27 protein-coding genes and 1 pseudogene are annotated in these 24,027 nt (G+C 67.3%); 10 read left to right on the forward strand and 18 right to left on the reverse strand.

Annotated features, from left to right (window positions below; all coding sequences use genetic code 11):
* Positions 1-88: 88 nt before the first annotated feature.
* The 7 genes from puuE to NI1_RS00035 all read right to left on the reverse strand — a co-directional run bounded on the left by puuE (position 89) and on the right by NI1_RS00035 (position 6,814).
* On the reverse strand, positions 89-1,006 hold the full coding sequence (gene puuE, locus NI1_RS00005; RefSeq protein ID WP_067812863.1) for an allantoinase PuuE: 918 nt from the start codon (positions 1,004-1,006) through the stop codon (positions 89-91).
* A gap of 6 nt (positions 1,007-1,012) precedes the next feature.
* A complete protein-coding gene (gene alc, locus NI1_RS00010; protein ID WP_067812865.1) occupies positions 1,013-2,035 on the reverse strand; it encodes an allantoicase in 1,023 nt (340 codons plus the stop codon).
* Entirely contained in the window at positions 2,032-3,246 is a 1,215-nt protein-coding gene (locus tag NI1_RS00015) for a DUF6986 family protein (protein ID WP_439957213.1), read from the reverse strand. Before NI1_RS00015 ends, alc begins: the two co-directional genes overlap by 4 nt.
* Complete coding sequence (locus NI1_RS00020) at positions 3,243-3,989, reverse strand: aspartate/glutamate racemase family protein (RefSeq protein WP_067814902.1); 747 nt, start codon at positions 3,987-3,989, stop codon at positions 3,243-3,245. Before NI1_RS00020 ends, NI1_RS00015 begins: the two co-directional genes overlap by 4 nt.
* 5 nt (positions 3,990-3,994) lie before the next feature.
* Complete coding sequence (locus NI1_RS00025) at positions 3,995-5,488, reverse strand: NCS1 family nucleobase:cation symporter-1 (protein WP_067814908.1); 1,494 nt, start codon at positions 5,486-5,488, stop codon at positions 3,995-3,997.
* A 91-nt stretch (positions 5,489-5,579) separates the two neighbouring features.
* Positions 5,580-6,314 (reverse strand): GntR family transcriptional regulator, encoded by a 735-nt coding sequence (locus NI1_RS00030; RefSeq protein WP_084522607.1) that lies wholly within the window; start codon positions 6,312-6,314, stop codon positions 5,580-5,582.
* A gap of 59 nt (positions 6,315-6,373) precedes the next feature.
* Positions 6,374-6,814 carry a MarR family winged helix-turn-helix transcriptional regulator gene (locus NI1_RS00035; RefSeq protein ID WP_084522417.1) on the reverse strand — a complete coding sequence of 147 codons (441 nt, stop codon included), beginning with the start codon at positions 6,812-6,814 and terminating at the stop codon, positions 6,374-6,376.
* An 86-nt stretch (positions 6,815-6,900) separates the two neighbouring features.
* On the opposite strand from NI1_RS00035, the gene NI1_RS00040 reads away from it, so the two are divergent.
* Entirely contained in the window at positions 6,901-8,325 is a 1,425-nt protein-coding gene (locus tag NI1_RS00040) for an MDR family MFS transporter (protein WP_067812869.1), read from the forward strand.
* On the opposite strand, the gene NI1_RS00045 is transcribed toward NI1_RS00040, so the two are convergent.
* From NI1_RS00045 to NI1_RS00065, 5 genes are read right to left on the reverse strand one after another with little or no spacing between them, the layout of a single operon-like run.
* Positions 8,303-8,806 carry a hypothetical protein gene (locus tag NI1_RS00045; RefSeq protein WP_067812871.1) on the reverse strand — a complete coding sequence of 168 codons (504 nt, stop codon included), beginning with the start codon at positions 8,804-8,806 and terminating at the stop codon, positions 8,303-8,305. The genes NI1_RS00040 and NI1_RS00045 overlap by 23 nt on opposite strands.
* A 28-nt stretch (positions 8,807-8,834) precedes the next feature.
* On the reverse strand, positions 8,835-9,206 hold the full coding sequence (locus NI1_RS00050; RefSeq protein WP_067812873.1) for a hypothetical protein: 372 nt from the start codon (positions 9,204-9,206) through the stop codon (positions 8,835-8,837).
* 11 nt (positions 9,207-9,217) lie between these two features.
* Positions 9,218-9,685: a roadblock/LC7 domain-containing protein gene (locus NI1_RS00055; protein WP_245663003.1), complete on the reverse strand. Its 468-nt coding sequence runs from the start codon at positions 9,683-9,685 to the stop codon at positions 9,218-9,220.
* Positions 9,682-10,503, reverse strand: a complete 822-nt coding sequence (locus tag NI1_RS00060; protein ID WP_067812877.1) for a hypothetical protein — start codon at positions 10,501-10,503, stop codon at positions 9,682-9,684. Before NI1_RS00060 ends, NI1_RS00055 begins: the two co-directional genes overlap by 4 nt.
* Positions 10,493-10,906 (reverse strand): hypothetical protein, encoded by a 414-nt coding sequence (locus NI1_RS00065; RefSeq protein ID WP_245663004.1) that lies wholly within the window; start codon positions 10,904-10,906, stop codon positions 10,493-10,495. Before NI1_RS00065 ends, NI1_RS00060 begins: the two co-directional genes overlap by 11 nt.
* Before the next feature lie 371 nt (positions 10,907-11,277).
* Here NI1_RS00065 and NI1_RS40035 point away from each other — a divergent pair.
* Positions 11,278-11,622, forward strand: a pseudogene (locus tag NI1_RS40035) (class I tRNA ligase family protein); the annotation flags it as partial.
* Positions 11,623-12,102: 480 nt separating this feature from the next.
* Here the strand turns inward: NI1_RS40035 and NI1_RS00080 are convergent.
* From NI1_RS00080 to NI1_RS00090, 3 genes are all read right to left on the reverse strand, one after another.
* Complete coding sequence (locus tag NI1_RS00080) at positions 12,103-12,402, reverse strand: DUF6342 family protein (RefSeq protein ID WP_067812883.1); 300 nt, start codon at positions 12,400-12,402, stop codon at positions 12,103-12,105.
* A 108-nt stretch (positions 12,403-12,510) separates the two neighbouring features.
* Positions 12,511-13,962, reverse strand: coding sequence for a flotillin family protein (locus NI1_RS00085; RefSeq protein ID WP_067812884.1), 1,452 nt, complete (start codon positions 13,960-13,962; stop codon positions 12,511-12,513).
* A gap of 9 nt (positions 13,963-13,971) precedes the next feature.
* Positions 13,972-14,181 carry an NfeD C-terminal domain-containing protein gene (locus NI1_RS00090; protein WP_218026659.1) on the reverse strand — a complete coding sequence of 70 codons (210 nt, stop codon included), beginning with the start codon at positions 14,179-14,181 and terminating at the stop codon, positions 13,972-13,974.
* Between the two features lie 129 nt (positions 14,182-14,310).
* Between NI1_RS00090 and NI1_RS00095 the strand changes: the two genes are divergently transcribed.
* The 5 genes from NI1_RS00095 to NI1_RS00115 are packed head-to-tail and all read left to right on the forward strand — an operon-like array spanning position 14,311 to position 18,438.
* Positions 14,311-14,892: a hypothetical protein gene (locus tag NI1_RS00095; protein WP_157534863.1), complete on the forward strand. Its 582-nt coding sequence runs from the start codon at positions 14,311-14,313 to the stop codon at positions 14,890-14,892.
* Between the two features lie 18 nt (positions 14,893-14,910).
* Entirely contained in the window at positions 14,911-15,363 is a 453-nt protein-coding gene (locus tag NI1_RS00100; protein WP_084522418.1) for a flavodoxin family protein, read from the forward strand.
* A 57-nt stretch (positions 15,364-15,420) separates the two neighbouring features.
* Complete coding sequence (locus tag NI1_RS00105; protein ID WP_157534864.1) at positions 15,421-16,125, forward strand: response regulator transcription factor; 705 nt, start codon at positions 15,421-15,423, stop codon at positions 16,123-16,125.
* Positions 16,122-17,408, forward strand: coding sequence for a sensor histidine kinase (locus NI1_RS00110; protein ID WP_067812889.1), 1,287 nt, complete (start codon positions 16,122-16,124; stop codon positions 17,406-17,408). Before NI1_RS00105 ends, NI1_RS00110 begins: the two co-directional genes overlap by 4 nt.
* Positions 17,395-18,438, forward strand: coding sequence for a DUF8320 family protein (locus NI1_RS00115; RefSeq protein WP_067814923.1), 1,044 nt, complete (start codon positions 17,395-17,397; stop codon positions 18,436-18,438). Before NI1_RS00110 ends, NI1_RS00115 begins: the two co-directional genes overlap by 14 nt.
* A gap of 9 nt (positions 18,439-18,447) precedes the next feature.
* Here NI1_RS00115 and NI1_RS00120 read toward each other — a convergent pair whose 3' ends face one another.
* Positions 18,448-18,936 (reverse strand): hypothetical protein, encoded by a 489-nt coding sequence (locus NI1_RS00120; RefSeq protein WP_067812890.1) that lies wholly within the window; start codon positions 18,934-18,936, stop codon positions 18,448-18,450.
* Between the two features lie 147 nt (positions 18,937-19,083).
* On the opposite strand from NI1_RS00120, the gene dapA reads away from it, so the two are divergent.
* Both dapA and NI1_RS00130 read left to right on the forward strand, forming a co-directional pair.
* Positions 19,084-19,992, forward strand: a complete 909-nt coding sequence (gene dapA / locus NI1_RS00125) for a 4-hydroxy-tetrahydrodipicolinate synthase (protein ID WP_067812891.1) — start codon at positions 19,084-19,086, stop codon at positions 19,990-19,992.
* A complete protein-coding gene (locus NI1_RS00130; RefSeq protein WP_067812893.1) occupies positions 19,989-22,061 on the forward strand; it encodes a ribonuclease J in 2,073 nt (690 codons plus the stop codon). The genes dapA and NI1_RS00130 overlap by 4 nt, the downstream gene beginning before the upstream one ends.
* A 161-nt stretch (positions 22,062-22,222) precedes the next feature.
* Here the strand turns inward: NI1_RS00130 and NI1_RS00135 are convergent, their stop codons facing one another.
* Positions 22,223-22,768: a WKL family lipoprotein gene (locus NI1_RS00135; RefSeq protein ID WP_067812896.1), complete on the reverse strand. Its 546-nt coding sequence runs from the start codon at positions 22,766-22,768 to the stop codon at positions 22,223-22,225.
* A 33-nt stretch (positions 22,769-22,801) separates the two neighbouring features.
* Positions 22,802-23,203: a DUF4189 domain-containing protein gene (locus NI1_RS00140; protein WP_157534865.1), complete on the reverse strand. Its 402-nt coding sequence runs from the start codon at positions 23,201-23,203 to the stop codon at positions 22,802-22,804.
* A 176-nt stretch (positions 23,204-23,379) separates the two neighbouring features.
* On the opposite strand from NI1_RS00140, the gene NI1_RS00145 reads away from it, so the two are divergent.
* A complete protein-coding gene (locus tag NI1_RS00145) occupies positions 23,380-23,997 on the forward strand; it encodes a TIGR03085 family metal-binding protein (protein ID WP_067812900.1) in 618 nt (205 codons plus the stop codon).
* Positions 23,998-24,027: the final 30 nt, after the last annotated feature.

The raw sequence follows: 24,027 nt of genomic DNA on the forward strand, positions 1-24,027 counted from the left end.
TTTAATCTTTTACCCCGTCGCCAAACGCAACAGTGGCCCGGAACTCAACCAAAGTTCCGGACCACATCAGCCCGCGCTACAAGCCGTTTCAACCAGCCGGATGCACCTTGCGCCAATGCTCGGCAATGTCAATGCGCCGTGTCAGCCACACCTTGTCATGAGACTGGACATAGTCGAGGAAACGCTCCAGGGACTTAGTCCGGGCAGGTTTCCCCACAATCCGGCAGTGGAGCCCCACGGAGAGCATCTTCGGGGCCCCGCCTTCACCTTCGGCGTACAACACATCGAAGGCGTCCTTGAGGTAGCCCAAGAACTCCTCGCCATTAGCGAAGCCGGCGGGAGAGGAGAACCGCATGTCATTGGTCTCGAGCGTATACGGAACCACCAGCTGGTCCTTGTCACCCACCTTCACCCAGTAGGGAAGATCGTCGGCGTAGGAGTCGGAGTCATAGCTGAAACCACCGTGCTCGACCACCAATTCACGCGTCCGAGGCGAATCGCGGCCGGTATACCACCCCTTCGGCGGTTCACCGAAGAGACGGGTGATAATGGCAACCGCTTCCTCCATATGCTTGCGCTCGGTGTCGGCATCGACACTCTGATAGGAGATCCACCGCAAACCGTGGCAAGCGATTTCATGGCCGAGACGTTTGAAGGCCGCAACCGCCTCGGGATTACGTTCCAGAGCGCGAGCCACGCCGAAGATCGTCAACGGGATGTCGCGCTGTTCGAAGAGCCGCAGAACTCGCCACAGTCCCGCGCGCGAGCCGTATTCGTAGATGGTTTCCATCGACATGTGGCGGTCGGGGAAGGACGCGGCGGGGACTATGTCGGAGAGGAAGGTTTCGGAGCCTTCGTCGCCGTCGAGGATGTTGTTCTCGCCGCCTTCTTCGTAGTTGAGGACGAAGTTGACGGCGATGTTGGCGTCACCCGGCCAGTGCGGGTGCGGGGGGTTGGGGCCGTAGCCGACCATGTCCCGCGGATAGGCGAGGTCGAAGTCGCTCATGGGGATTCACGCTTCCTGGTCCGCGCGCAGGCGGGTGCGGGCCGCTTCGGTGAGGGTGCCGGTCAGGCGGAGGCGGGCCAGCCCGCCGTCGGGGTAGGCGTCCAGGCGGACCTGGACGACAGCCGCGTCGGAGGTGATGCCGAAGCGGTGGCGGGTGTCGGGTTGCAGGACGGTACGGGGGAGGAGCTCCACTTCGCTGCCGTCGGCGCGGATTCCGGTGAGGGAGGCGGCGCCCGGGCTGTTGAAGAGGAAGTAGGAGGTGTCGATTTCGGCCATGGTCAGCACGCCCTCTTCGACGAGCTGGACCAGCACCCAGTCGTTGGTGTTCTTGTCGCGGCCGCGCGCGGTCTCCCACCCGTCGCCCATGACGCGGGCGCGGCCGGGCATGAGCACGTTCTGCGGATGCGAGTAGAAGCGGTTGGAGCAGTCGGCGACCAGGCCGCCGTTCTCCAGCGCCGCGAGATCGAAGGGGCCCGAATCGAGCAGGCGCAGATCGGGTTTCGCGATGCCGTGGACACGCAGCCGGGCCACGCCGCCGTCGGGGAACATGCGCAGGCGCACATGGGTCCAGCGGCGGCCGGAATCGACGGTGAAGGGGTTCTTCGAATCGCCTTCGACCTTGGCGCGGTCCACGATGGTGGTCCAGCCGGTCGCGGCGGCCAGCTCGGCGACGGACGGATAACCCTCCACCGCAATGGCTTCCACCGAAACCTCGGGCGGATAGTTCCCCTTGAACCAGGCGGTGTCCACCACCACGCCCTTGATCACACCGGGCACGCCCAGCCGCACGATGGCGGTGTCGCAGTCGTCATCGGCCGGGAAAGCGCCGGAATCCCCACGGCGACGGCGGGTTTCCCACCCGTCGTACACCTGGCCCTTGTGCCCGAAGGTGGCGGGCGAGTATTCGGATTCCTCCGGCCGGATCAGGTTCTCCTTCTCGGCGAAGGATTCGTCATTGGCCCACACCACCGCGCCCCCCAGGGTGCGGACGGCCAGGTCGGGAAGCAGCGTGAAATCGACGTCGCTCATAGAGCCGGAATCTTCCTCTCTCGCAATTGATGCAATACCTCGACGGTGGCTTTGGGGGCGAGGGCGATGACCTCGCCGGCGTCGAACGCGCCGCAATCCAACCCGCGCAACACCACGGTCGCGAGAGCCTGCGCGGTGGCGGGTTCGTCCATGACCGCGCCGCCCTGGCGATCCAGGTACCGGCTGATGCGCGGCGCGGCGACACCGAGCGCATTGCGGAAGAAGTTGAAGGTGGCCAGCCAGCGCGTGACCAGATGCCCGGGACCCATATCCCAGCCCTGGTAGTAGCCGCGCTCCAGTGACCGCGTGACGAGCTGGAAATGCCGCGAAACCGCCGCGCGCACTTCGGAATCGGTGCCGATGGGCAGCACCTGGGTGGACCCGTCGCACACCCAGACCCCGGTCTGCGCGGCCGCGGCCTGCATGACCGCTTTGGCGTGATCGGCCACCGGATGCTCCAGCGACTGGAACTGCGGCGAGATGCCACACGCGGCACTGTAATCGTAAGTGCCGTAATGCAATCCGGTGCAGCGCCCGGCCGACCGGTGAATGGCCTGCGCGACCGGCGCGGTCCCGTCGGCGGCGATGATGGCCTGCGGGCTTTCGATCTGGAGCTCGAACTTCAAGGAACCGGCAGTCAGACCGTGTGCGGATTCCATTGCGTCACAAAGATCGACAGCGATATCCGCCTGCGAGATATGCCGGATCTTGGGCACGGTGAACACGAACCCGTCGGGCACCCCGCCCGCACCTTCGAGGACCTTCTCCAGCGTCCGCACCGCCCGCGCCCACTCCAGCGTGGTGAGCCCCTTCATGCGAATACCCCGCGAAACCACCTCGGCCGGAAGCGCTTTCAATGCCGCCCCCGCCCGCAGCGCATCCGCGTCCTCGACTTCGTCCCCACGCGTCCCGTACCCGTCCTCGAAATCGAAGCGCAGATCCTGGATCGGCCGCTCCCGCAACACGTCCAGCACCCGCGCCACCACTTCGTCCCCGGCCAGCTCGCTCAGCAGCCCGCGTTGCGCCTCGGCCAGCTTCAGCGCCGCCGCACCCCACACCCGCGGCATATCCGGCGCCGCATCGGCACCGCTGATGTACGCGGTGTGGATCGGCTGCCCGGGCCGGTCACCCGGATAGTCCCGCGCCAGCTCCGCGTCCACGCCGTTCAGCCGAGATCCTAACCCGGCCAGCACATCCGGTGACAAGATCACGCCCGATCCTCCTGCTCGTCGATCCCGAATCCGTTCAGCAATCCCACGTACCGTTTGGGCAGCGGAGCCGCGAACTCCCCGCGCCCGGACTTGCGCAAGCCCATGGTCACCAGCGATTGCACGGTCAGCGTGGCGGCGGCGACCCCGTCCACCACCGGCACCCCGACCTCCTCGGTCAAGTATTCGCACAGATCCGCCATGCCGGCGCAGCCCAGCACGATCGCATCGGAATTGTCGGCGTGCACGGCATCACGGCAGGCGTCGGCGATGACGCGGCGCGCTTTGGGATCCTCGAGCTCCAGCACCGGGATCTCGCAGGCGTGCACGCCCGCGCAGAACCGTTGCATGCCATAGCGTTCCGCCAGATCGTGGGCGCGCCCGGCGGTGCGGGCGAGGGTGGTGACCACGCTGAACGAGCGCCCCAGGTGGCTGGCCGCGTACATGGCCGCCTCCGCGATCCCGATGACCGGCCCGCGCGCCAGCTCCCGCGCCGCGTCCAGCCCGGGATCGCCGAAGCACGCGATCACATACCCGTCGACGCCCGCCGCTTCCCCCGCCGCGATCTCCGCGAGCAGGCCGGGCACCGCCATCGCCTCGTCGTAGTGGCTCTCGATCGACGCCGGCCCCATGCTCGGCGTGATCCCCTCGATCAGCACCCCGGGCGCGGCGACAGCTTTCGCGCTCGCCTCGATCAGCGCCGTCATGGCCGCCGTGGTGTTCGGGTTGATGACTCGAATTCGCATGATCCTCACCGATTTCCGGCGACGGACAGCTTCAGCGGTCCGCGCGTGGCCAGCAGGTAATAGCAGATCAATCCCAGCCCGCAGCCGATGAACCAGCTGTATTGCGCGGCGGTGTACATGCCGGTCACGGTGCCGGACGTCAGGACGGGGAACACCGCGGCGGCCGCGGCGACGACGGTCGCGAGCACGGCGGCGGGGTTGTAACCCTTGCGGTACCAGTAGCTTCCGCGCTCGCTCATGGTGAACAGGTCGTCCACGACGATCCGCTGCTTGCGCACCAGGTAGTAGTCGGCGATCAGCACACCGAACAGCGGGCCGATGAACGCGCCCAGCGTCTCCAGGGTGTAGTGGATGACATCGGGATTGTTGTACAGGTTCCACGGCGTGATCACCACGGACCCGACGGCGGCGATCATGCCGCCCATCCGCCACGAGATCTTCTGCGGGTTCACGTTCGAGAAGTCGAACGCGGGGGAGATGAAGTTGGCGACGATATTGATGCCGATGGTCGCGATGGTGAAGGTCAACGCCCCCAGCACGATCGCGAAGGTGTTGTCGATGCGCGCCACGGTGGCGACCGGATCGGTGATCAGCTCCCCGTACACCGGAATCGTCAGCGACGCGGTCACCACCACCAGCAGCGAGAACACCAGGAAGTTCAGCGGCAGCCCGAGCAGATTGCCCTTCTTCACCGCCGCGAAAGACTTGCCGTAGCGCGAGAAGTCACCGAAGTTCAGCATCGGCCCGGAGAAGTACGACACCACCAGCGCGATCGCGCCCAGCATGACCGGCAGCGCCGACCAGCCGCTCAAGGTCGCCTTGCCCAGGTTCAGGTCGATGCCGCTCCAGCCGGCCTTCCAGATCAGGTACCCGCACAGTACGAACATGACCACGTACACCGCGGGCCCGCAGAAGTCGATGAACTTGCGGATCGATTCCATGCCCCGCCAGAACACCGCCGCCTGCAACACCCACAGCAGCAGGTAGCTCGCCCAGCCCAGCGCCGACAGCCCGAGGAACCCGTAATCGCCGACCACCGCGTACTTGGCCAGCCCGGGGAACAGCTTGATCAGTACCACGTCCAGCGCGGCCGAGGCGAGGAAGGTCTGAATCCCGTACCAGGCCACCGCGATCAGCCCGCGGATGATGGCCGGAATGTTCGCGCCGAGCACGCCGAACGAGCTGCGGCACATGACCGGATACGGAACTCCGGTCACCTGCGACGGCTTGGCGACGAGATTGCACAGCCCGTAGACGATGGTGATGCCCACGACCAGGGCCACCAGCACCTGCCAGGAGTGCAGGCCGAGCGCGAAGAGACTGCCCGCGGTTACATATCCGCCGACGCTGTGCACGTCGGACATCCAGAACGCGAAGATGTTGTAGGTGCCCCAGGTCTGCTTGCGCAGCGGAGCCAGATCTTCGTTCGTCAGCCGGGGATCGTAATCCGGCGCGTTGGTCGCCGGCAGCGCTGCCGACGGCGCAACGGTTTCGGTCATCTCGCACATCCGATCTCGTCAGGTCCCGTTCATCGGAAACCAAAGGTGTGCGCGACGCTATCGAGTCGGTATTGCCCGGGTATTGCTGAAACTATATATCTTGTACGTCGTCAGGTTCCGCAAAAAGTCCGGTATCGGTAGGCAGGCGCGACACTACTCCGTTCAAGCGGAGATGGTGCTCATCGGTTGCCAGCAGCAGCGCCTCGGCGTCGCGGGCGAGGAACGCGGCCAGCTGCTTGGAGTGATCGGCGTGCAGCACGATGCGGTCGGCGGTGCTGGCGTGCACCATCGGCTGCACGGGTTCGGTGATGTTCCAGGCGTATTCGAGCATGTGCACCACGCGGGCCATGCCGGACGGGCGGACCAGGGCCAGATGGAAGTTGCGGGTCTCGCGGTGATAGGCGAGCGCGTTCTCGGTCAGGATGGCCTGCTCCAGCAGGGTGTGGGTCTCGCGGGCCAGTTCGTGGTCGGCCGCGGTGGCCCGGTCGACGGCCGCGGCGAGGGCAGCGGATTCCAGTCGCTCGCGGACCACGTACAGCTCCCGTAACTCGCGCGTGGTCAGCAAGGTGACCTGATAGCCGAGGTTGGGCTTGTGCTCGACCAGTCCCTCACCGATCAGCGTCTGCAACGATTCGCGCACCGGAATCGCGCTCACCCCGAAGCTTCGGGCCAGCTCGCCCAGCGGCATACCGGTCCCGGGCGGCAGATTGCCTTCCATGATCAGTCGCCGCAGCTCGTTGAGAATTTCCGCCTGGTGATACCCGCGCCGGGCGTCCAGCGGGGGTGTCAGAGCAGGTAGGCGGGGAAGCCGGGGTCGAGAAGGCACGTGCACACGGTAGCGGTTCGCGGGCCGGGCGCAACGGGCAATCCGGACCGGCGGGTTGGTTACGGTTCGAGGTCGCCGAGCTCGTATCCGAGCGCTTTGAGTGAAAGTTCGTGCAGCTGGGCCCGTTCCGCGGGGGTCAGGCGGTGCAGCAGTACCTCGGTGGTGGCGGCGACCTTCGCGTCCGTCTCCGCTCGCACCCGATTCCCGGCCGCGGTGATCACGAGGCAGTTCTTGCGGCGGTCGGCGGGATCGCGCTGCCGGCTGACCAAGCCCGCCTTCTCCAGGCTGTCGACCAGCCGTACCACTTCGCTGCGATCGATCTCCATGGCATCGGCCATGGTCTGCTGCGAGATCTCGCCCTGTTCGGCGAGGTAGGTCAGCACCCAGTGTTCGCGCAGGTTGGAGTCGATTTCGTTATGCAACTTCTTGTGCAGCTTGCCGAGTGCGTACGTGGGGAAACGCAGCAGGCCCCGGGGGTGATACTCGCGGTCTTCGGTCACCCGTTGATTATATCTATTGTTGAGTGACTCAATCATTGTTACCCTCAGCAATTGTAGTGCTCAACAACAACTGAAGGAGGGGTCCGATGGCGCAGACGCGCACGGACGACGCAACCCCCGTCATCTCGAAACCCGTCGAATCCGACAAGATCCCCGCTCACGTCTGGCGCACCGCCGGTGTCGTCGTGTTCGGCGCGGTCATGGGCATGCTCGACACCTCGCTGGTGAATATCGGGCTGCACACCATCGGGGCCGACCTGAATGCTTCACTGGCCACGATTCAATGGGTGGCCAGCGGTTACCTGCTCGCCCTCGGCGTTTCGCTGACCGTCGTCGGCTGGCTGGCCCGCCGCGTCGGGGTGGGGCGGCTCTGGGTGCTGGCGCTGGCCGCCTTCACCATCGTCTCGGCGGCCTGCGCCTTCGCGCCGACCGCGAATTGGCTTATCGCCCTGCGGATTCTGCAAGGGCTCGCCGCCGGGCTGATGATTCCGGCGGGGCAGACCATCCTCGGGCAGGCGGCCGGGCCGCAGCGCATGGGCCGGGTGATGGGCGTGGTCGGCATCGCCGTGGTGGGCGCGCCCGCCCTCGGCCCGACCATCGGCGGGCTCATGCTCGCGCACTGGAGCTGGGAGTGGTTGTTCCTGATCAACATCCCGCTCGGGGTGATCGGCCTGGCACTGGGGCTGCGCTATCTGCCGATGGATCGCGGCACCGCGACGCAACCGCTGGACGTGGCCGGTGTGGTGCTCGGCGGCGGTGGCGTCTCGGCCGTGGTCTACGGACTGTCCGAGATCGGTGAGAAGGGCTCCGCCACAGCGCTTTCGGTGTGGTTGCCGATCCTGCTGGGCCTGGCGGGCATCATCGGGTTCGTGCTGCGCGGGGTGCGTATGACCAACCCGCTGCTGGATCTGCGGCTCTTCGCCAATCGCGCCTTCGCCACCGCGAACACCGCCGGCTTCTTCGCGGGCGGCTCCATGTTCGGTGCGATGGTGTTGCTGCCCTTGTACTTCCAGGTCCTGCACGGGGACGGCCTGATCCGCACCGGCGTGGAGCTGATCGCCTTCGGCGCCGGCGGCGTGGTCATGCTGCCGCTGGGCGGGCGGCTCGCCGACCGGTTCGGCGGCGGCCGGGTCGCCATCGCCGGGAATCTCCTTGTCGCAGTGGCCTTCCTGCCGTTCGTGTTCCTTCCCGTGAACGCGAACGCGGCGCTGGTCGAGGTGCTGTTGTTCCTGGCGGGACTGGCGACCGGGGTGGCCGCCATGCCGCTGGTCTCGGCGGCTTACGCCTCCGTGCGGCGCGAGCAACTGCCCGACGCCACCGCGTTCGTCAATATCGTGCAGCGCATCGGCGGCGCGGTGGGGGTCGCGGGCATCGCGGTGATCCTGTCCCGCGCAACGGCTTCGGGCTGGGATCCGGCCTCCGGATATCAGCTCGCCTTCGCCGGGATCACCGCGCTGTCCTTGGTCGCGGCGGTCCTGTCGGTTCTGCTCAGGAACGCGTCCGCGCGGTGAGATCGTCGAGCAGGATCATCACCTCGCCCTGGGTCTTGACCACTTCCGTGATCCGGATGGTGAAGCCCGTGAGCACGGCATCGGTGACCGGATCGGGCAGCTCCGCTTCGAGCTGCTTCCACTCCGGTTCGCCGGAAACCTTGCCCAGCAGCACATCTCGCGAGGCCCCGGCGGCATCGCGCAGGTGCGCGTGAACCAGGAGCGCGGCGTGCGGTGAACGGATCCACAGGTTCACCGCCGCCAGGTCACCGGCGATCGGGAAGGCCGCGTCCGGTTTGCGGACGAGCTCCACCTCGAATTCGTCGGTGGCCGAACGCACGAGCAGCACCAGAGCCCGGATGTCACGCCCGGCAACACCATCCGCGTAGACTCCGGGCTCTTTGTTCGGCGCACCCTCCATGAAAGTGGTGAGATGCGTACGGGCCGCGCCCGTACCCGCGATCTCCCAGTTGTCCTTGTTCTCGAAGTCGTCCAGAAGCACTTCGAAACGGTAGCGCAGAGCGCGCCGTTCAGACCTCGAGATCCTCTTCGATGGTCTTGAGCCGATGCCGGGCCAGCGCCAGATTCGCCCGGTCCCGGTCCAGCGCCAAGTACAGGAACAGGCCCTTGGACTTGCGCCCGGTCATCGGGCGGATGATGTGGTACTGGTTGGAGAGGGTGATGAGCATGTCCTCGATGGCCTCGCCCAGTCCGAGCTGTTCGATGGTGCGCATCTTGGCCCGCACCACCTCGGTATTGCCGGCGGCGGCGACCTGTAGGTCGAGCTGCTTGGAGCTGCCGAGCATCCCCAGCGCCATGCCGCTGTTGTAGTCGACGACGGCCGCGCCTATCGAGCCGTCGATCACCATCATGTCCTTCAGCGCGATATCCATGTTGGACATGCGTTTTCCTTTCATTCGGTTTTCGTTGCCGGGTCCTTGGTGCCGTTCTTGGCGGTGACGGCCAGATGGTCGGCGATGGCGCGGGCCACCGGGCGCGACTCCAGATGCAGACGGCCGATATTGATCTCGGGTTCGGCGAGCACGGTCAGCGAGGTCCAGCCGGCCGCGTAGATGACGACGTGGCCGCCGGTGCCGCGCACCACCACCTCGTGGAAGCCGCCGCCGTGCGCGGTGACCGTGAGCCGGTGCGAGAGTGAGAGATGCGCGGCCGTCATGGCGGCCATCCCTGTCGGTTCGATTTGCGTGGGCAGATCGTGCGCGATGAGCAGTCCGTCATTGGACGCCACCAGCGACCCCGTCACCCGGGGTACCCGCTCCCGCAAGGCTTTCAGCTCCGCCAACACCTGTGCGTTGGGTTCGGGCATCGCCACCTTGGTCAACCTTCCCATCAATCCGAGCCTTTTCTTCCGCGTGTTCACGCGAGCTCCTCCAAAGCCGCACGCAGGCGGACGAGTATGTCCCGATCCACCGGTTCCCACAGGTCCGGCACCGGCAGCGGCGCGGGGGCCGCGATGGCGGTCGCGCGCCCGCGCCTGCGGGGCAGCGGCACCGGTCCGGTGACGGCGGGGGCGACCACCGGTTCGGTGACCATCGACTCGGTCATCACGACGGGGGTGTGCGGGGCGGGTGGTTCGATGAGGCCCGCCGCGGTCAGGTCGCGGACGGCCACCAGGCAGCCGTAGGCGGTGCGGCCCAGGTCACGGGCGATGACGGCGATACTGCGGCGGGCATCGGCGGCGGCGAGCACCTCGGCCTGACCGCCGGTGAGCACCACGCGCTTTCGCCTGGTCCGGCGCACCGGGACGACGGGGACACGGTCCACCAGGCCCGCCGACCAGGGGCCCTGATCGCCGCGGCGGGCACACTCGTGCACCAGGGCGCGGGGCGGGATATGGCAGACGCCGGCCAGCCAGTGCGGGGGAGCGGGCTGAAATTCGGCCAGCGCGGGAGCGGACAGCAGGAAGTAGGCGGCGTCGAAAACCGACAGCACGGCAAGGGCTTCCAGGCGCGGGCGCTCCAGCACGTGTCCCGCGTCGCCGGTGACGGCACGCCGCCAGTCCTCGGCGGTCGCCACCCCGGCCTCGATCACCATGCGATCCAGGCCGGGAGTGCGGCGGCAGTCCGCGCCGACGATGGCGCCCTCGATGAGGTGGAAGGCGCCGTCGCCGGTGCGTAGTACTCCGGTTAGCCGTTCGGATTCCAGGCGAGCCAACTCGACCGCCAGTTCACCGCGCATGACGGCCCTCAGCAAATTCCGATGGGCCGCCAGCAAATTCCGCAAGAATGGTGCGGAGCTGGAATCTGGCAATGGCCAGATTTCCGCTGTCCTCGTCGAAGAGCACATGCACGAACAAGCGTCCGTCGAAGTCGCCGTCGATCAAATTCAGAAGGTGGTAACCGCGTGGCCCGCACACGATGATCTCGCTGATCTCATCGCCGTCCCCGCTGGCCAGCGCCGGGCAGGCCAGCACGGCGCGCACCACATCCGTTGTGGCAGCGGCATCTTCGTCCGGGTCCACCAGTTCGTGCCGACCGGTCGCCGCTATCGCCAGGCCACTCGCGCCATCTACCAGTGTCACGCTGCGTGCACCGGGAATTTCGCCGATGCGTTTCAAGCAGCCGTCAATACCGAGCACCACGCCACCACTTGTTCATAAGAGTTCTCGAGCAAGCCCGACGCTACACACGCTTCATGATCGATGTGCGGCGTTTGCCCGAGAATTCCGCGCACCCAATGTGTTTCCTGGGGAATGCCGGAAAGAATACCTATTGGTATTCAAAGGGTGGCACGGAATGACAGTGCGGAGCCCGCTGCGGTACGCAAATTCGCTGTCGGTCCGGCGGTCGCGCCGGTAGCATTCCGGGCGGGAACCCGTCCGCGCAGACCCTCGCCATGATGCCCCGCTCCAGGGGCCACTGACGCTGCGCGACAACCGTTTCGAGGCCCTGACCACCGGGGCCTCGATTCGTGTTCGGGGTCGGAGCCCCTGCCGTCTTTCCGGAGGATCCGATGACCACCTACATCACCACCACCCTGCCGTTCGTCAACGCGCGCCCGCACCTGGGGTTCGCGCTGGAACTGGTGCAGGCCGATGTGCTCGCGCGCTATCTGCGCGGGCGCGGCGAGCAGGTCCGGCTGCACACCGGCACCGACGACAATTCGCTGAAGAACGTACTGGCGGCGGAGGCCGCGGGGATCGGCGTCCAGGAGTTCGTGGACGCCAACGCGGCGGCCTTCACCGCACTGGCGCAGCCGCTTTCACTCTCCATCGACTCGGTGATCCGCACCAGCAGCGATCCCCGGCATCGGGCGGGGGTCGAGAAGCTGTGGCGGGCAAGCGCGGCCGCCGGCGATCTCTACCGACCCAGGTCGTCTATGTCTGGTGAGACGCCCTTGCCAACTACCTCACCGCCCTCGGCAACACCATCGACCCCGCCGCCCTGGCCGAAACCTACGGCCCCGACGCCGTCCGCTGGTGGCTGCTGCGCGAACCACCCCGCCTCGGCGACGCCGACTTCACCGAAGCCCGCCTCGTCCACCGCGCCATCGTCGATGCCGCCAACCGCTACATCAACGACAGCCGCCCCTGGGAATCACCGTCCGAAAACCCGGATCTGGACCGGATCCTGGCCACCCTCCTGCACACCGGCCAGGCCGTCGCCCGTCACCTCACACCGTTCCTCCCCGATCTGTCCGCCCGCATCGCCACCCAATGCGCCGTCACCGCCTCCGGACAACTCCCGCCATCTCGGCCGGTGCAACCCAGGCGCTGACCGCCCACGCGAAAGCCTCCGGAAGCGAGTTCCGGAGGCTTCGTTCCCGCGAATCAGCCCGCTAGTAGGAAAGGTTCGACTGCTTGTCGATGACCTGGCCCCGGATCAGCAGATTGCCGTCCGAATCCAGCACGGCGAGAACCACCTTCTCGGTCCCGCGATAGGTGGTGAAGAAGATCTTGTCAGCCTCCTGCGTATTGCTGAAGTTGGTGTTCACCGACAACTCGATGCCGTTCGGCCCGCTGATCGTCACATCGCGCTTTGGCGTATTCGGATAGATCTTGCTCGGAGTCAGGCGCATCCGGCCGTGCGTATCGCCCTCTTCCCAGTCGCTGGCCACGCCGAGATCGATGTCAGTCATCGCATTCTCACAATCGGTAATCAACAAGTCGGACAAGGTATTTCGGGTTTCAGTATGTGCCCTCGACCTGTGTCACGAGGATGCTCATCCGTGCCAATATCCGATCCGTCAGGAGTGTTGCGAGACCTCTCCGTTCGTTGCCGGCGTTTCGAGTTTCAGTGCGGGCAGCAGGGATTCGCGGGCCATCGAGGTGAGGGTGCCGGCCTGCTGGATGATTTCGGCCAGTGCCGAGGTGACGCCCTGCGCGCCGTTGAGGACGGTGAACTGGCCGACATGCTCGAAGGGTTTCGCGGCGGCGGCCACGATCTCGGGGAGGTTCTCGGCCAGCTGCTGGGCGATGACGGCCTCCTGGTTCTTGCTCATGGCCTCGGCGCGCTGCTGGATGCCGGCCGCCTCCGCCGCCATCCGGGCGCGCACGGATTCGGCTTCGGCCAGGCCGCGCGCTTGGATGGCGTCGGCCTCGGCTTGACCGGCCAGGCGGGTCGCTTCGGCTTGTGCGGCGGCGCGCATGCGAATGGCCTCCGCTTCGGCTTGGGCCTGCATTTTGGTCTGTGCCGCAGCGGCTTCGGCGCGCAACCGGGTTTCCTGGGCGTCGGCCTCGGCCTGGCTGATGCGGGCGTCGCGGGCGGCGGTGGCCAGGGTGGTCTGCCGATACGCCTCGGCGTCGGCGGGTTTGCGGATATCGACCTGGAGTTGTTGTTCCTTCTGCTGCGCCTCCAGTTGCGCGACCTTGGTCGCCACCTCGACCACCGCCTGCCGGGCCGTCGCCTCGGCGAGCGGTCCCTGCTGCTGCGCGTCTTTGGTGGCCCGGTCCACCTCGGCCTGGTAACCGGCCTTCTTGATCTGGGTGTCGCGCACCGACAAAGCGATCTGCGCCTGCGCGGACTGCTCCTGGGCGATGGCCTCACGTTCGGCATTGGCGCGGGCGATGCGGGCATGCTGCTCCACCTGCGCCTGATGCGGAATCGCCAGGTTGGCAATGTAATTCGATTCGCTGGCGATGGATTGGATCTGGAACGAGTCGATGACCAGGCCGAACGACTCCATCTCCTGCGAGCACCGATCCCGCACCTGCTCGGAGAACTTGTCCTGATCGCTGATCATGTCCTCGACGGTCATCGATCCGGCGATGGCCCGCAGATGCCCGATGAAAACGTTCTGCACCTTGGTCTCCAGCTCGTCCGCCGGTCGATCCAGGAAGCGCCGGGCCGCGTTGGCGATCGAGGGATAGTCGTCGCCGACCTTGTACATCACCACGCCGGTGAGCGCGAGATTGATCTTCTGGCAGCTGACGCACGGCACCACGATCTGAGATTCGTGCGCCTCCAACGAGATCCGGCGCACCTTGGTCAGCCCCGGCGCGACCAGGCAGCCGCGTCCGGTGACGATCCGGAACCCCATGCTCTCACCCGACCCACCCGGCCCGGTACCGGCCCGGAATCCCGAAATGATCAGCGCCTCATCGGGTTCGGCGACCCGCCAGGCGAGACGAAACAGGACAACCGCCAATGCCACTACGACAAACGCGATCCCGACCACGACATAGACCAGGGCGTCCACGATGTACCTTCATTTCAAAGCAACAACTTCAACGGTGCGACCACCCAGGCTCCCGACCACGAGCACCTGGGTGTGCTTGGGAATCGTCGCGTCACCCTCGGCGGCACGCGCCAGAAACCGCTCGGTCCCCGCCCGCACCTCGATCAAGACCTCCCCGAGGCGCCCCGGCTTGATAGCAGCCGTAACCCGCCCGTACTTCCCGACCACGTCCGCCGCCATCAACCTCACCCCCCGAAGCCGCCGGTACCCGACCAGATCACGCTATGCCCGCCCCATCCCCCCGAGCCACTTCTTTACGAAAATCATACGGCCGCAACCCTGTCACCCCCACCGTTTAACCTCGGCCTCGTGACGGACAGTTTCATGGTGGCGGCCAGGATCCCGATGAGCCGCAACGGATTCGAAGAATGGCTGGACACGCCCGTGCCCGGCCCGCAAGCCATCGCGAACCCCGAGGACCTCTTCACCGGCTGGTTCTGGGACGGTAAACAGCCCGCCTGGTCCCGAGCCGAAGTCGGCGTGACACCGAGGGAGTTCTTCGGCGGCCGGCGCGCGGTGGGCCGCGAGGGACTACCCGTTCTGACGGTGCTGACGCATCGTGACGAGGCGTTACACGCGTACATGTTCGACCTCGGCTATATCGAATCCGAAGTACATACGGCCCTACTGGTATTCGCGGCCGCCGGCCGCCACAAGACCTGGGATGCGCCGGACACCGTCCTGTTCTGGGCGGAAACCAGCGGCGGACTCTGCGACGCGAAATGGGACGGCTGGCTGGCGGCACTCGAGGTCGGTCGCGACAGCGCGCGGTTCGTGGCGGGAGTGGACCTGACGCGGACCATCGAGGGGCTGCGGGTGGGGGAGGCGATGTTCTACGAGCAATTGGAACGCGGGCTCGCGGGCGACGAGTCCTTCGACTGGGAGCGATGACGACCTAGGCTCGGGGACGTGCCGAAACTGCTGTTGATTCATCACACTCCGTCGCCGCATACGCAGGAGATGTTCGAGGCGGTGGTGGCGGGAGCCACCGATCCGGAGATCGAAGGGGTCGAGTTGGTGCGGCGGGCGGCGTTGGCCGTTACGGCCTCCGATGTGCTGGAGGCGGATGGGTATCTGCTCGGGTCGCCGGCGAATCTGGGTTATATGTCGGGGGCTTTGAAGCATGCGTTCGACACGTTCTATTACCCGGTGCTGGATTCCACGAAGGGGCGGCCGTTCGGGTATTACCTGCACGGGAATCAGGGGACCGAGGGGGCTGAGCGGGGGATCGAGAGTATTGCTACCGGGTTGGGGTGGGAGAAGACGGCTGCGGCGGTGATTGTTTCGGGGGCGCCGAGTAAGGGCGATGTCGAGCGGTGCTGGGAATTGGGGGCCACGGTGGCGGCTCGGCTGATGGAGTAGGCCCTGAATTCTGGTGGCTGACCGTAGGGGGCCGCGCACCGGCATACTGCTTGGCAAGTGATTCGTGGAGTGTGGGAAGAGGTGACGGCCGCCGTGGAGGTGCAAGAGTTGGGGATTCGCCGTATCGGGCTGGTCGAGGACCATGAGTCTGTCGCTATCGGGTTGAGCGCGATGTTGGCGCCCGAGGCGGATTTGGAGTTGGTGACCACCGCGGGGACGGTGGGGGAGTTGCTGGCCGCGGCGCCGCGGCTGGATTTGGTGGTGCTGGATTTGCGGCTCGCGGACGGGTCTTCGCCGGAGGACAACGTGCGGGCGTTGCGGGAGCGGGGGATCGAGGTTCTGGTGTTCACCGGGGCCGATAATCCGTTCATGGTGCGGGCCGCGGCCCGGGCGGGCGTGCTGGGGGTGGTACGCAAGTCCGAGGATGCGAAGACCGTGGTCAGCGCGGTGCGGCGGGCTGCCGGTGGCGAGCAGGTGGTGACCACCGATTGGGCGGCCGCCATCGATGGGGATCCGCAGTTGTCGAATGTGGGGTTGAGTCCGCGGCAGCAGCAGGTTTTGCAGCTGTACGCGTCGGGGGAGAAGGCTTCGCGGGTGGCCCGGATGACCGGGCTGTCCGAGCAGACGGTCAATGATTATCTGGGGCGGATCCGGCAGAAGTACGCGGACGCGGGACGGCCCGCACCGACCAAGACCGATCTGTACAAGCGTGCGGTCGAGGACGGGTGGCTGCCCGTTCCCGAGCGGCACCCGCGCGCATGACCGCATCGAGCGCCCTCGACACCGCGCCGGTTCGGCGCTCGCTGCCCGCCGTGCACCAGTTCGTCCAGCGTTTGACCGGTGGGCTGGCGATGGCCGACGACCCGGCCACCGCGGCCTACGACCGGATCATGCGGCGGCTCGGCATCTCGGTCGGCATCGCCGGAATCCTGGTGTGCTGCTTCGAATTGCCGGAGATCGCCGAACAGGGCCGGCTCGCCGCGCCCTGGTGGCCGGCGGTCTCCATGCTGCTGGCCTTCGGCTGGTATCCGATCATCGCGGTGGTGTCGGCGTTCGCCGGATCCAAGTACGTGCGCGTGGTATGCGGTTGTGCCGCAATAAGTTTCCTCGGCGCGCTCGCCACCGTCCCGTTCGCCCTGGATCTGCACAGCATCGATGCCACCACCGTGTGGCCCTACCGGGTGACCGCTTTGGCGGTGACCACGGCGGTGCTGGCCTGGCCGACCCGGCTGTCGGTGGCGTATCTGTTGGTCGCCACCGGCTCGGCCGCACTCTCCACCGTCTACACGGTCGCCCACGTGACGCCGCTGCTGGTGGTCGAGAACTTCTTGCGCGCAGCCGGTTTGGCGGCCCTGTTCGTCTGGTGCGGCACCGCCGCCACCGGCGCCGCCGCCCGTGTGGACCGCGAATCCGCCATCGCCAGCCGGCGCGCCGCCGCGGCCGCCGCCGCCCAGGCCCGCGACCGCGAACACGCCCGCTTCGCCGCGCTCATTCACGACGCGGTGCTCTCCACCCTGCTCGAAGCCTCCCGCGCGGGCGCGCAATCGGATGTGCTGCGCCGCCAATCCGAGCGCACCCTCGAACAACTCGACGGCTACAGCACCGAACGCGATCCGGACCTGCTCGACGCCCGCTCGGCCGTGCTGTTCCTGCGCACCGCCGTGCACGAGATCAATCCGAGCATCCGTTTCGCCACCCGCACCTGGCCGGGCTACGACGATCTGCGCATGCCCGTGCACACCGCCAGCACCATCGCCGCCGCGCTCAGCGAAGCAGTCCGCAACAGCCTGCGCCACGCGCACGTGCCCGGACGCGAAGTGCGGCGCACCGTCACCGCCACCGTGTCGGCGGGCAGCATCCGTCTCGTCTTCAACGATGACGGCGCGGGCTTCGACCTCGCGGCCGTCTCGGCGGACCGGCTCGGGGTGTCGATGAGCATTCTCGGGCGAATGCGGCAACTGGCGGGCGGTTCCGGATTCGTGGAGTCCGCGCCGGGCGAAGGCACCACCGTGACATTGGTCTGGGGTGGCGATGGTTCCCGTTGATTCCCGCGTGCCGGAACTGGATCCGCGGTTCGGGCTGCGGGATCTGCTGGGCCTGCGCGGCCGGGCCGCCTGGCTGTTCCTGGTGATCTTGCAGGCGACCATCGTGCTCTACATGGTCCGCAATTTCGGTGAATCGCCGACCTGGGCCGCACTGCTCGGCACCCTGCTCATGCTGGGCGCGGCGGCATTGCTGCTGGTGGTCCCGGTGGATCCGCTGCCGCTGCCGATCGCGATCTTCACGGCGGCCGCGCCACCGGTGGCGACCGCCCTGACCACCATGTTCCCGGTACATCCGCACGGCCAGCAGTCGGTGTGGTCGGCGTTCGCCTCTTCCTATGTATTCGCGGTGCTGGTGTTGCGCGGCCGGGTGCGCACCGCGTGGGTCGGCGTGCTGGCCACCGCGGGTGTGCTGCTGGCGGCCGGGCTCGGTGACAATCTCGAATCCCGCACCATCGTCGGATCGTTGATTCCGGTCGGCACGGTCACCGCCATCACCGTGTTCGCCGCGGTCATGCGGCCCATGCAGCGCTCCCTGCGACTGCTGCGCGAGGACGCCATGCTGCGCGCCGCCGCCGAAGCCACCATGGCGGCCGCCGATAACGAACGCACCCGCCAGCTTTCGCGATTGGACCGGGTGGCGCGGCCGATCCTGGAACGCATCGCCGAGGGCGCGGAACTCTCCGCGGTCGAACGCGAGGAATGCCGCCTGCTGGAAGCCGAACTGCGTGACGGCCTGCGCGCACCGCAACTGGTCACCGACGAGCTCAGCGGCGCGGCGCGCGGTGCCCGTTCGCGCGGCGTCACCGTGGTGCTGCTGGATGACGGCGGTTTCGCGGGCGTGCCGGAATGGGTGCGCAAACGTGTGATCGATGCCGCCACCAGGGAACTGGACGCGGCCAATTCGGGATCCATCACGGTCCGGGTGCTGCCGCTGGGCCGCCGCGTGCTGGCCACGATCATGGCCGACGCGCCCGACAACGACCACCGCACCGAGATCGATACCGACGGCCGGGTCACCGTCATCGACTGACGGCTGGGCCTACTCGCCGGAGCCGGGCTTGTCCTTGTCCCAGTTGTTCGGCCGATCCCAGCGGGGCCCGCCCGCGCGCTTCATCTGATCGCGCAGCGCGCCCTGCACGGCCGCGCCGAGCCAGGAGTTCAGGCTCTGCCCGGACTGTGCCGCCGCTTCCTCGGCGCGCGATTTGATCTGCTCGACCAGGCGCAGGGTGACGCGGCTGATATCGCCGGTCATCTCCTCGAAGGTCGGCTGCGCTTCGTCATCGCCGGCGGCCTTGCGCACATCCACGTGCGCGTCGGTGCCGTCGACGGAGACGTGCACGGTGCGATCGGGCAGTGTGGCACTGACTTCGGTCGCCAGATCGGAGAGCGCGGCCAGCAGGACCAGCCGGGCCGAGTGCTCGGTGGCGGCGCCCAGGGCGGCCGCGGTGGCTTGGGTTTTCTCATCGCCCAGCGCGGCGGCCGCGATCAGGTTCTCGCGCAGCTGGGTGGTGTATTTGTCGAGGTTCATGACACCAGTGTGCTGTCATTCGTGACGTCATACAAGGCGCAGTTTGGCGTCATCGACAGGCGCGTCGCGCGAATCACCGTCGCCGGTGGCACGGTTCGGGTATAACGGTGCAAAAGTCGTTCCAGTGACGCTGTAGCCTTTCTGACTATGACGAACGGTGAATCGACGCGAATCGAGCTGCACGCGTCCGGCACAGTAGGTGTCGCGATGGTGACCCCCTTTACCGCCGAAGGCAAGCTCGACGTCGATGCCGGTGTCGCCCTCGCTGCTCGCCTGATCGACGGCGGCGTCGACCTGCTCGCCATCTCCGGCACCACCGGTGAATCGCCCACCACCACCGAGTCCGAGAAGTCCGATCTGCTGCGCGCCGTCGTCGACGCAGTCGGGGACCGCGCCACCGTCATCGCCGGGGTCGGCACCTACGACACCGCGCACAGCATCGAGCTCGCGCGCGGAGCCCAGCGCGCCGGGGCGCACGGCCTGCTCGTCGTCACGCCGTACTACTCGCGCCCCACCCAGGACGGGCTGTTCGCGCACTTCACCGCCATCGCGGACGCGACCGAGCTGCCGGTCACCCTGTACGACATCCCGCCGCGTTCGGTGGTCGCCATCGCCCCGGACACCATTCGCCGGCTCGCCGAGCATCCGCGCATCGTCGCGGTCAAGGACGCCAAGGGCGACCTGAACGCCGGCGCGGAACTCATCGCCGAAACCGGCCTCTCCTTCTACTCCGGTGACGATGTGCTCAACCTGCCGTGGCTGTCGGTCGGCGCGACCGGATTCATCTCCGTCGTCGGTCATCTCGTGCCGGATCGGCTGCGCGCTCTCGTCGACGCCTACCAGGCGGGCGATGTGCGGCGCGCTCGTGAGATCAATGTCAGCATGATTCCGCTCAACAGGGCGATGGCCCGCCTGGGAGGTGTCGCAATGACCAAGGGCGCACTGCGTCTGCTCGGCATCGAAACCGGGGAACCCCGTCTGCCACAAGTGATGCCGACACCGGATCAACTCGATGAACTCGCGGTGGACCTCCGCGCTGCCGGGGTGCTTGCATGAGCGACCCAGTAGCCCGCCGTCCCCGTCGTACCGCTTCCCGTGCCGCGGGTGCGCCCGAACCGGCGCCCGCGCAGCCCGTCACCCCGGTGACGCAGCCGGAAGCCGCGCCCGCCGCGGCGCCCGCCGCCCAGGCTCCCGCCGCGCAGCCGGAAACCGCTGCCGCGCAGTCGGGTTCGAGCCGCACCGCGCGTGGTGACCGCCGCAACGGCACCACCGGCGGCCGAGGCGCTCGCGCCGCCGCCGCTCAGTCCGAGGAAGCGCCCGCCGCCCGCCCGGACGAGTCCCGTTCGCGTTCCGAGGATTCCGGCTCCGGGCGCCCGCGTCAGGACCGTAATCGCCGCGGTGGCGGTGGTGGCCGTGGCCGTCAGCAGGATGCCCCGATCCGTCGCGATCCGCACGCCATGGGCACCCCGCCCGCCGCGCCCAAGGGCGGCCTGCGGGTGTTCGCGCTCGGCGGCATCGGCGAAATCGGCCGCAATATGACCGTTTTCGAGTACGGCGGCAAGCTGCTGATCATCGACTGCGGTGTGCTGTTCCCCGAGGACCAGCAGCCCGGCGTCGACCTGATCCTGCCCGACTTCGGTCCCATCGAGGACCGCATGGACGATGTCGCGGCCGTCATCCTCACCCACGGGCACGAGGATCACATCGGCGCGGTGCCGTTCCTGCTGCGCCTGCGCCGGGACATCCCGGTGATCGGCGCCAAGTTCACCCTCGCGCTGGTCGCGGCCAAGTGCCGTGAGCATCGCTTGCAGCCCAAGCTGATCGAGGTCATCGAGGGGCAGCGCACCCAGCACGGGCCGTTCGACTGCGAGTACTTCGCGGTCAACCACTCCATCCCGGATGCGCTCGCGGTCGCGATCCGCACGCCCGCGGGTATCGCACTGCACACCGGTGACATCAAGCTCGACCAGCTGCCGCTGGACGGCCGCCTCACCGACCTGGCCGGTTTCTCCCGCCTGGGCGACGAGGGCGTGGATCTGTTCCTGGTGGACTCCACCAATGCCGAGGTGCCCGGGTTCGTCACGCCCGAACGCGAGATCGGCCCGGTGCTGGACAGCGTGATCGGCAAGGCCAAGGGCCGCGTCATCGTGGCGTCCTTCGCTTCGCACGTGCACCGTATTCAGCAGGTGGTGGATGTGGCTTCGCGCTATGACCGCCGCATCTGCTTCGTCGGCCGGTCCATGGTGCGCAATATGCAGATCGCGCAGGATCTCGGGTACCTGAACATTCCGGACGGCCTGGAGGTCGATCTGGATCAGGCCGCGAACCTGCCGGTGCACAAGCTGGTGCTGATCTCGACGGGTTCGCAGGGCGAGCCACTCTCGGCGCTGTCGCGGATGGCGCGCGGGGACCATCGCCAGATCAATATTCGGGAAGACGATCTGGTGGTGCTGGCCTCCTCGCTCATCCCGGGCAATGAGAACGCGGTCTTCACCGTGGTCAACGGCCTGGCGCGGCTGGGCGCGACCGTGGTGACGCAGCAGAGCGCGAAAGTCCATGTGTCGGGCCATGCTTCGGCCGGTGAGCTGCTGTACCTGTACAACGCGGTGCGCCCGACCAATGCCATGCCGGTGCACGGCGAGTGGCGGCATCTGCGGGCCAACGGCGCGCTGGCGGTTGCCACCGGTGTGCCGGAGGAGCGGGTGGTGCTCGCGGAGAACGGCGTCGTGGTCGATCTGGTGGACGGCATCGCGACCATCACCGGGCGGATGCCGGTCGGTCAGGTCTACGTCGACGGCCTCTCGGTCGGCGATGTCGGCGAGTCCACGCTCTCGGATCGCCTGGTGCTCGGCGAGGGCGGTTTCATCTCCATCACCGTCGCCGTCGACTCCTCCACCGGTAAGGCCGTCAGTTCGCCGGAGGTCCACGGTCGCGGTTTCTCCGACGATCCCGACGCCCTGTCGGCGGCGCAGCAGCTGGTGGAATCGGAACTGCATCGCCTGGCGGTCGAGGGTGTCACCGACACCCACCGCATCGCGCAAAGCGTGCGCCGTGTGGTCGGCCGCTGGGTGGCGGATGTGTACCGCCGCCGCCCGATGATCATCCCGACGGTGATCGGCGTCTGAAAACTGACGAACAAGGAGCGCCCCGCAGCAGTAGCTGCGGGGCGCTCGTTCGTTGGGGGGCGGAACGCGAAGCGGCCCAGGCGATTCGGGCTGCGAGCGCGCTTACCCACTTATGCAAAGTGCCCCGCGGCGTCGAGCCGCGGGGCACTCGAGACCTGGCCTCAGTCCTGGCAGGCGGCCGAGTCGAGCTTGGCGGTCTTGACGATGCTGCACGCGTAGTTGTGGTCGATCTTCCAGTCGGTGCCGGAGGCTACGAAGGTGACCTTGGCGTCGTCGACGTTGCTGCCGTCCATGGTGACCTTGGCCTTGGCTACCAGCTTGCCGTCCGACGGCTCGCCGACCTCGGTGATCTGGATCTTGACCTTGTTCGCCTTGGCCGCGTCGACCAGTTTGACGGCCAGGTTAGGGTCCAGGTCGACGTTCTCGATCATGGCGGCCTTGGACTTGGCGTCCACGGACGGATCGAACGCCTTGGTGATCTTGTCGTTCAACTCCTGCACGGTGGGCTTGGGCAGGTTCGGGACGGTGGTGGTGGTCGGCGGCTCGCCCTCGGCGTTCTCACCGCCGGCGCTCTCGAACTTGGCGGCGCTGGTTGAGGTTGCGGCGGACTTGCCGGACTCGGCCTCACTGGAGCTACAGGCGACCATGGCGAATGCCGAGGCGGCCAGCGCGAGTGCGGCGGTGGCGCGGAAAACGGTGTGCTTCAACGAATTTCTCCCCGTGATTTCGGAATACCCGGCTTATACCGCGTGATTGGACGTGCACGCCCATTTGACGATGGTGGCGTCATTGCCCCGGTTCGCGGCCGTCGCCGCCGACCGTGCCGCACGCACCGTCGCCGCGGCCCCGCCGGTGTACTGGCGAGCGGAGCGCGAGTAGGCGACCGCGCCGCAGCCGTTGGACCACGAGGCCAGCGTCTTGCAATCGCCGGGACCGCAGGTCTGCTGGGAATTGCTGCGCGCCTCACCCATCGACAAGTAGTCCAGGCTGGTGCCGATATTGCCGGTCGAGGGCGATACCGAGATCGCGCCGAAATAGACCGGAGCCGCGCTCGCCGAACCCGCGCTGACCAAAAGTGAACCGACGGTCGCAGCGATCGCGACGGCGCCGGTGACGAACTTCTTCAATTTGATGCCCTTCATGTGCACACGGCCCACGACCCGATGGACCGACTGATCAAGCTACCGATACAAATTGGTTGACGCCAATCCGAAACGTCTCGCACAAAAGAGGTTTCGTACCCGCATTTCCATCCGGAATCATGCGGACCGGCGAGGGGTACTGTGCACGGCCGGTAATGTCCGATTAGGGTGACCTCATGAGCATGGCCCAACGGGAACGCCAAGCATTGGTGCAGGCGATGGCCGCCGCCGGTCCGGATGCCCCCACCCTCTGCGGTGAGTGGACGACCCGCGACCTGGCCGCCCACCTGATCGTCCGGGAACGCCGCCCCGATGCCTCCGCGGGCATTCTCGTCAAACCCCTCGCGTCCTACCTGGACGGCGTGCAGAGCCGCGTCGCCCAGCGCCCCTACCCGCAGCTGCTGGACGTGGTGCGCAACGGCCCGCCCTGGTACCTGCGCCCGATCGACGCGCTGCTGAACACCACCGAGATGTTCGTGCACCACGAGGACGTGCGCCGGGGCGCGCCCGGCTGGGAACCGCGCGAACTGCCCGCCGCCGATGAGGATCAGCTCTGGAAAGTGCTGAAGGGCTTGGCGCGCATGGCATATCGCAAATCACCGGTTACCGTCGAGCTGGCTGCCCCCGACGGCCGCCGCACGGTCGCGCACCGCGCCGGCGAGCGCACCGTCGTGCTCACCGGGCCGCCCTCGGAACTGCTGCTGCACGCCTTCGGGCGCAACGAGGTCCGCTTGACCGCCACCGGTGATCCGGCCGACGTGAACGCCGTGCACGCGCTCGACCGCAGCGTCTGACCGTCCACCTGACGGGATCGGGTTCCCAAT

It is taken from the genome of Nocardia inohanensis NBRC 100128, assembly GCF_001612945.1.
GTDB classification, from domain to species: Bacteria; Actinomycetota; Actinomycetes; order Mycobacteriales; family Mycobacteriaceae; genus Nocardia; species Nocardia inohanensis.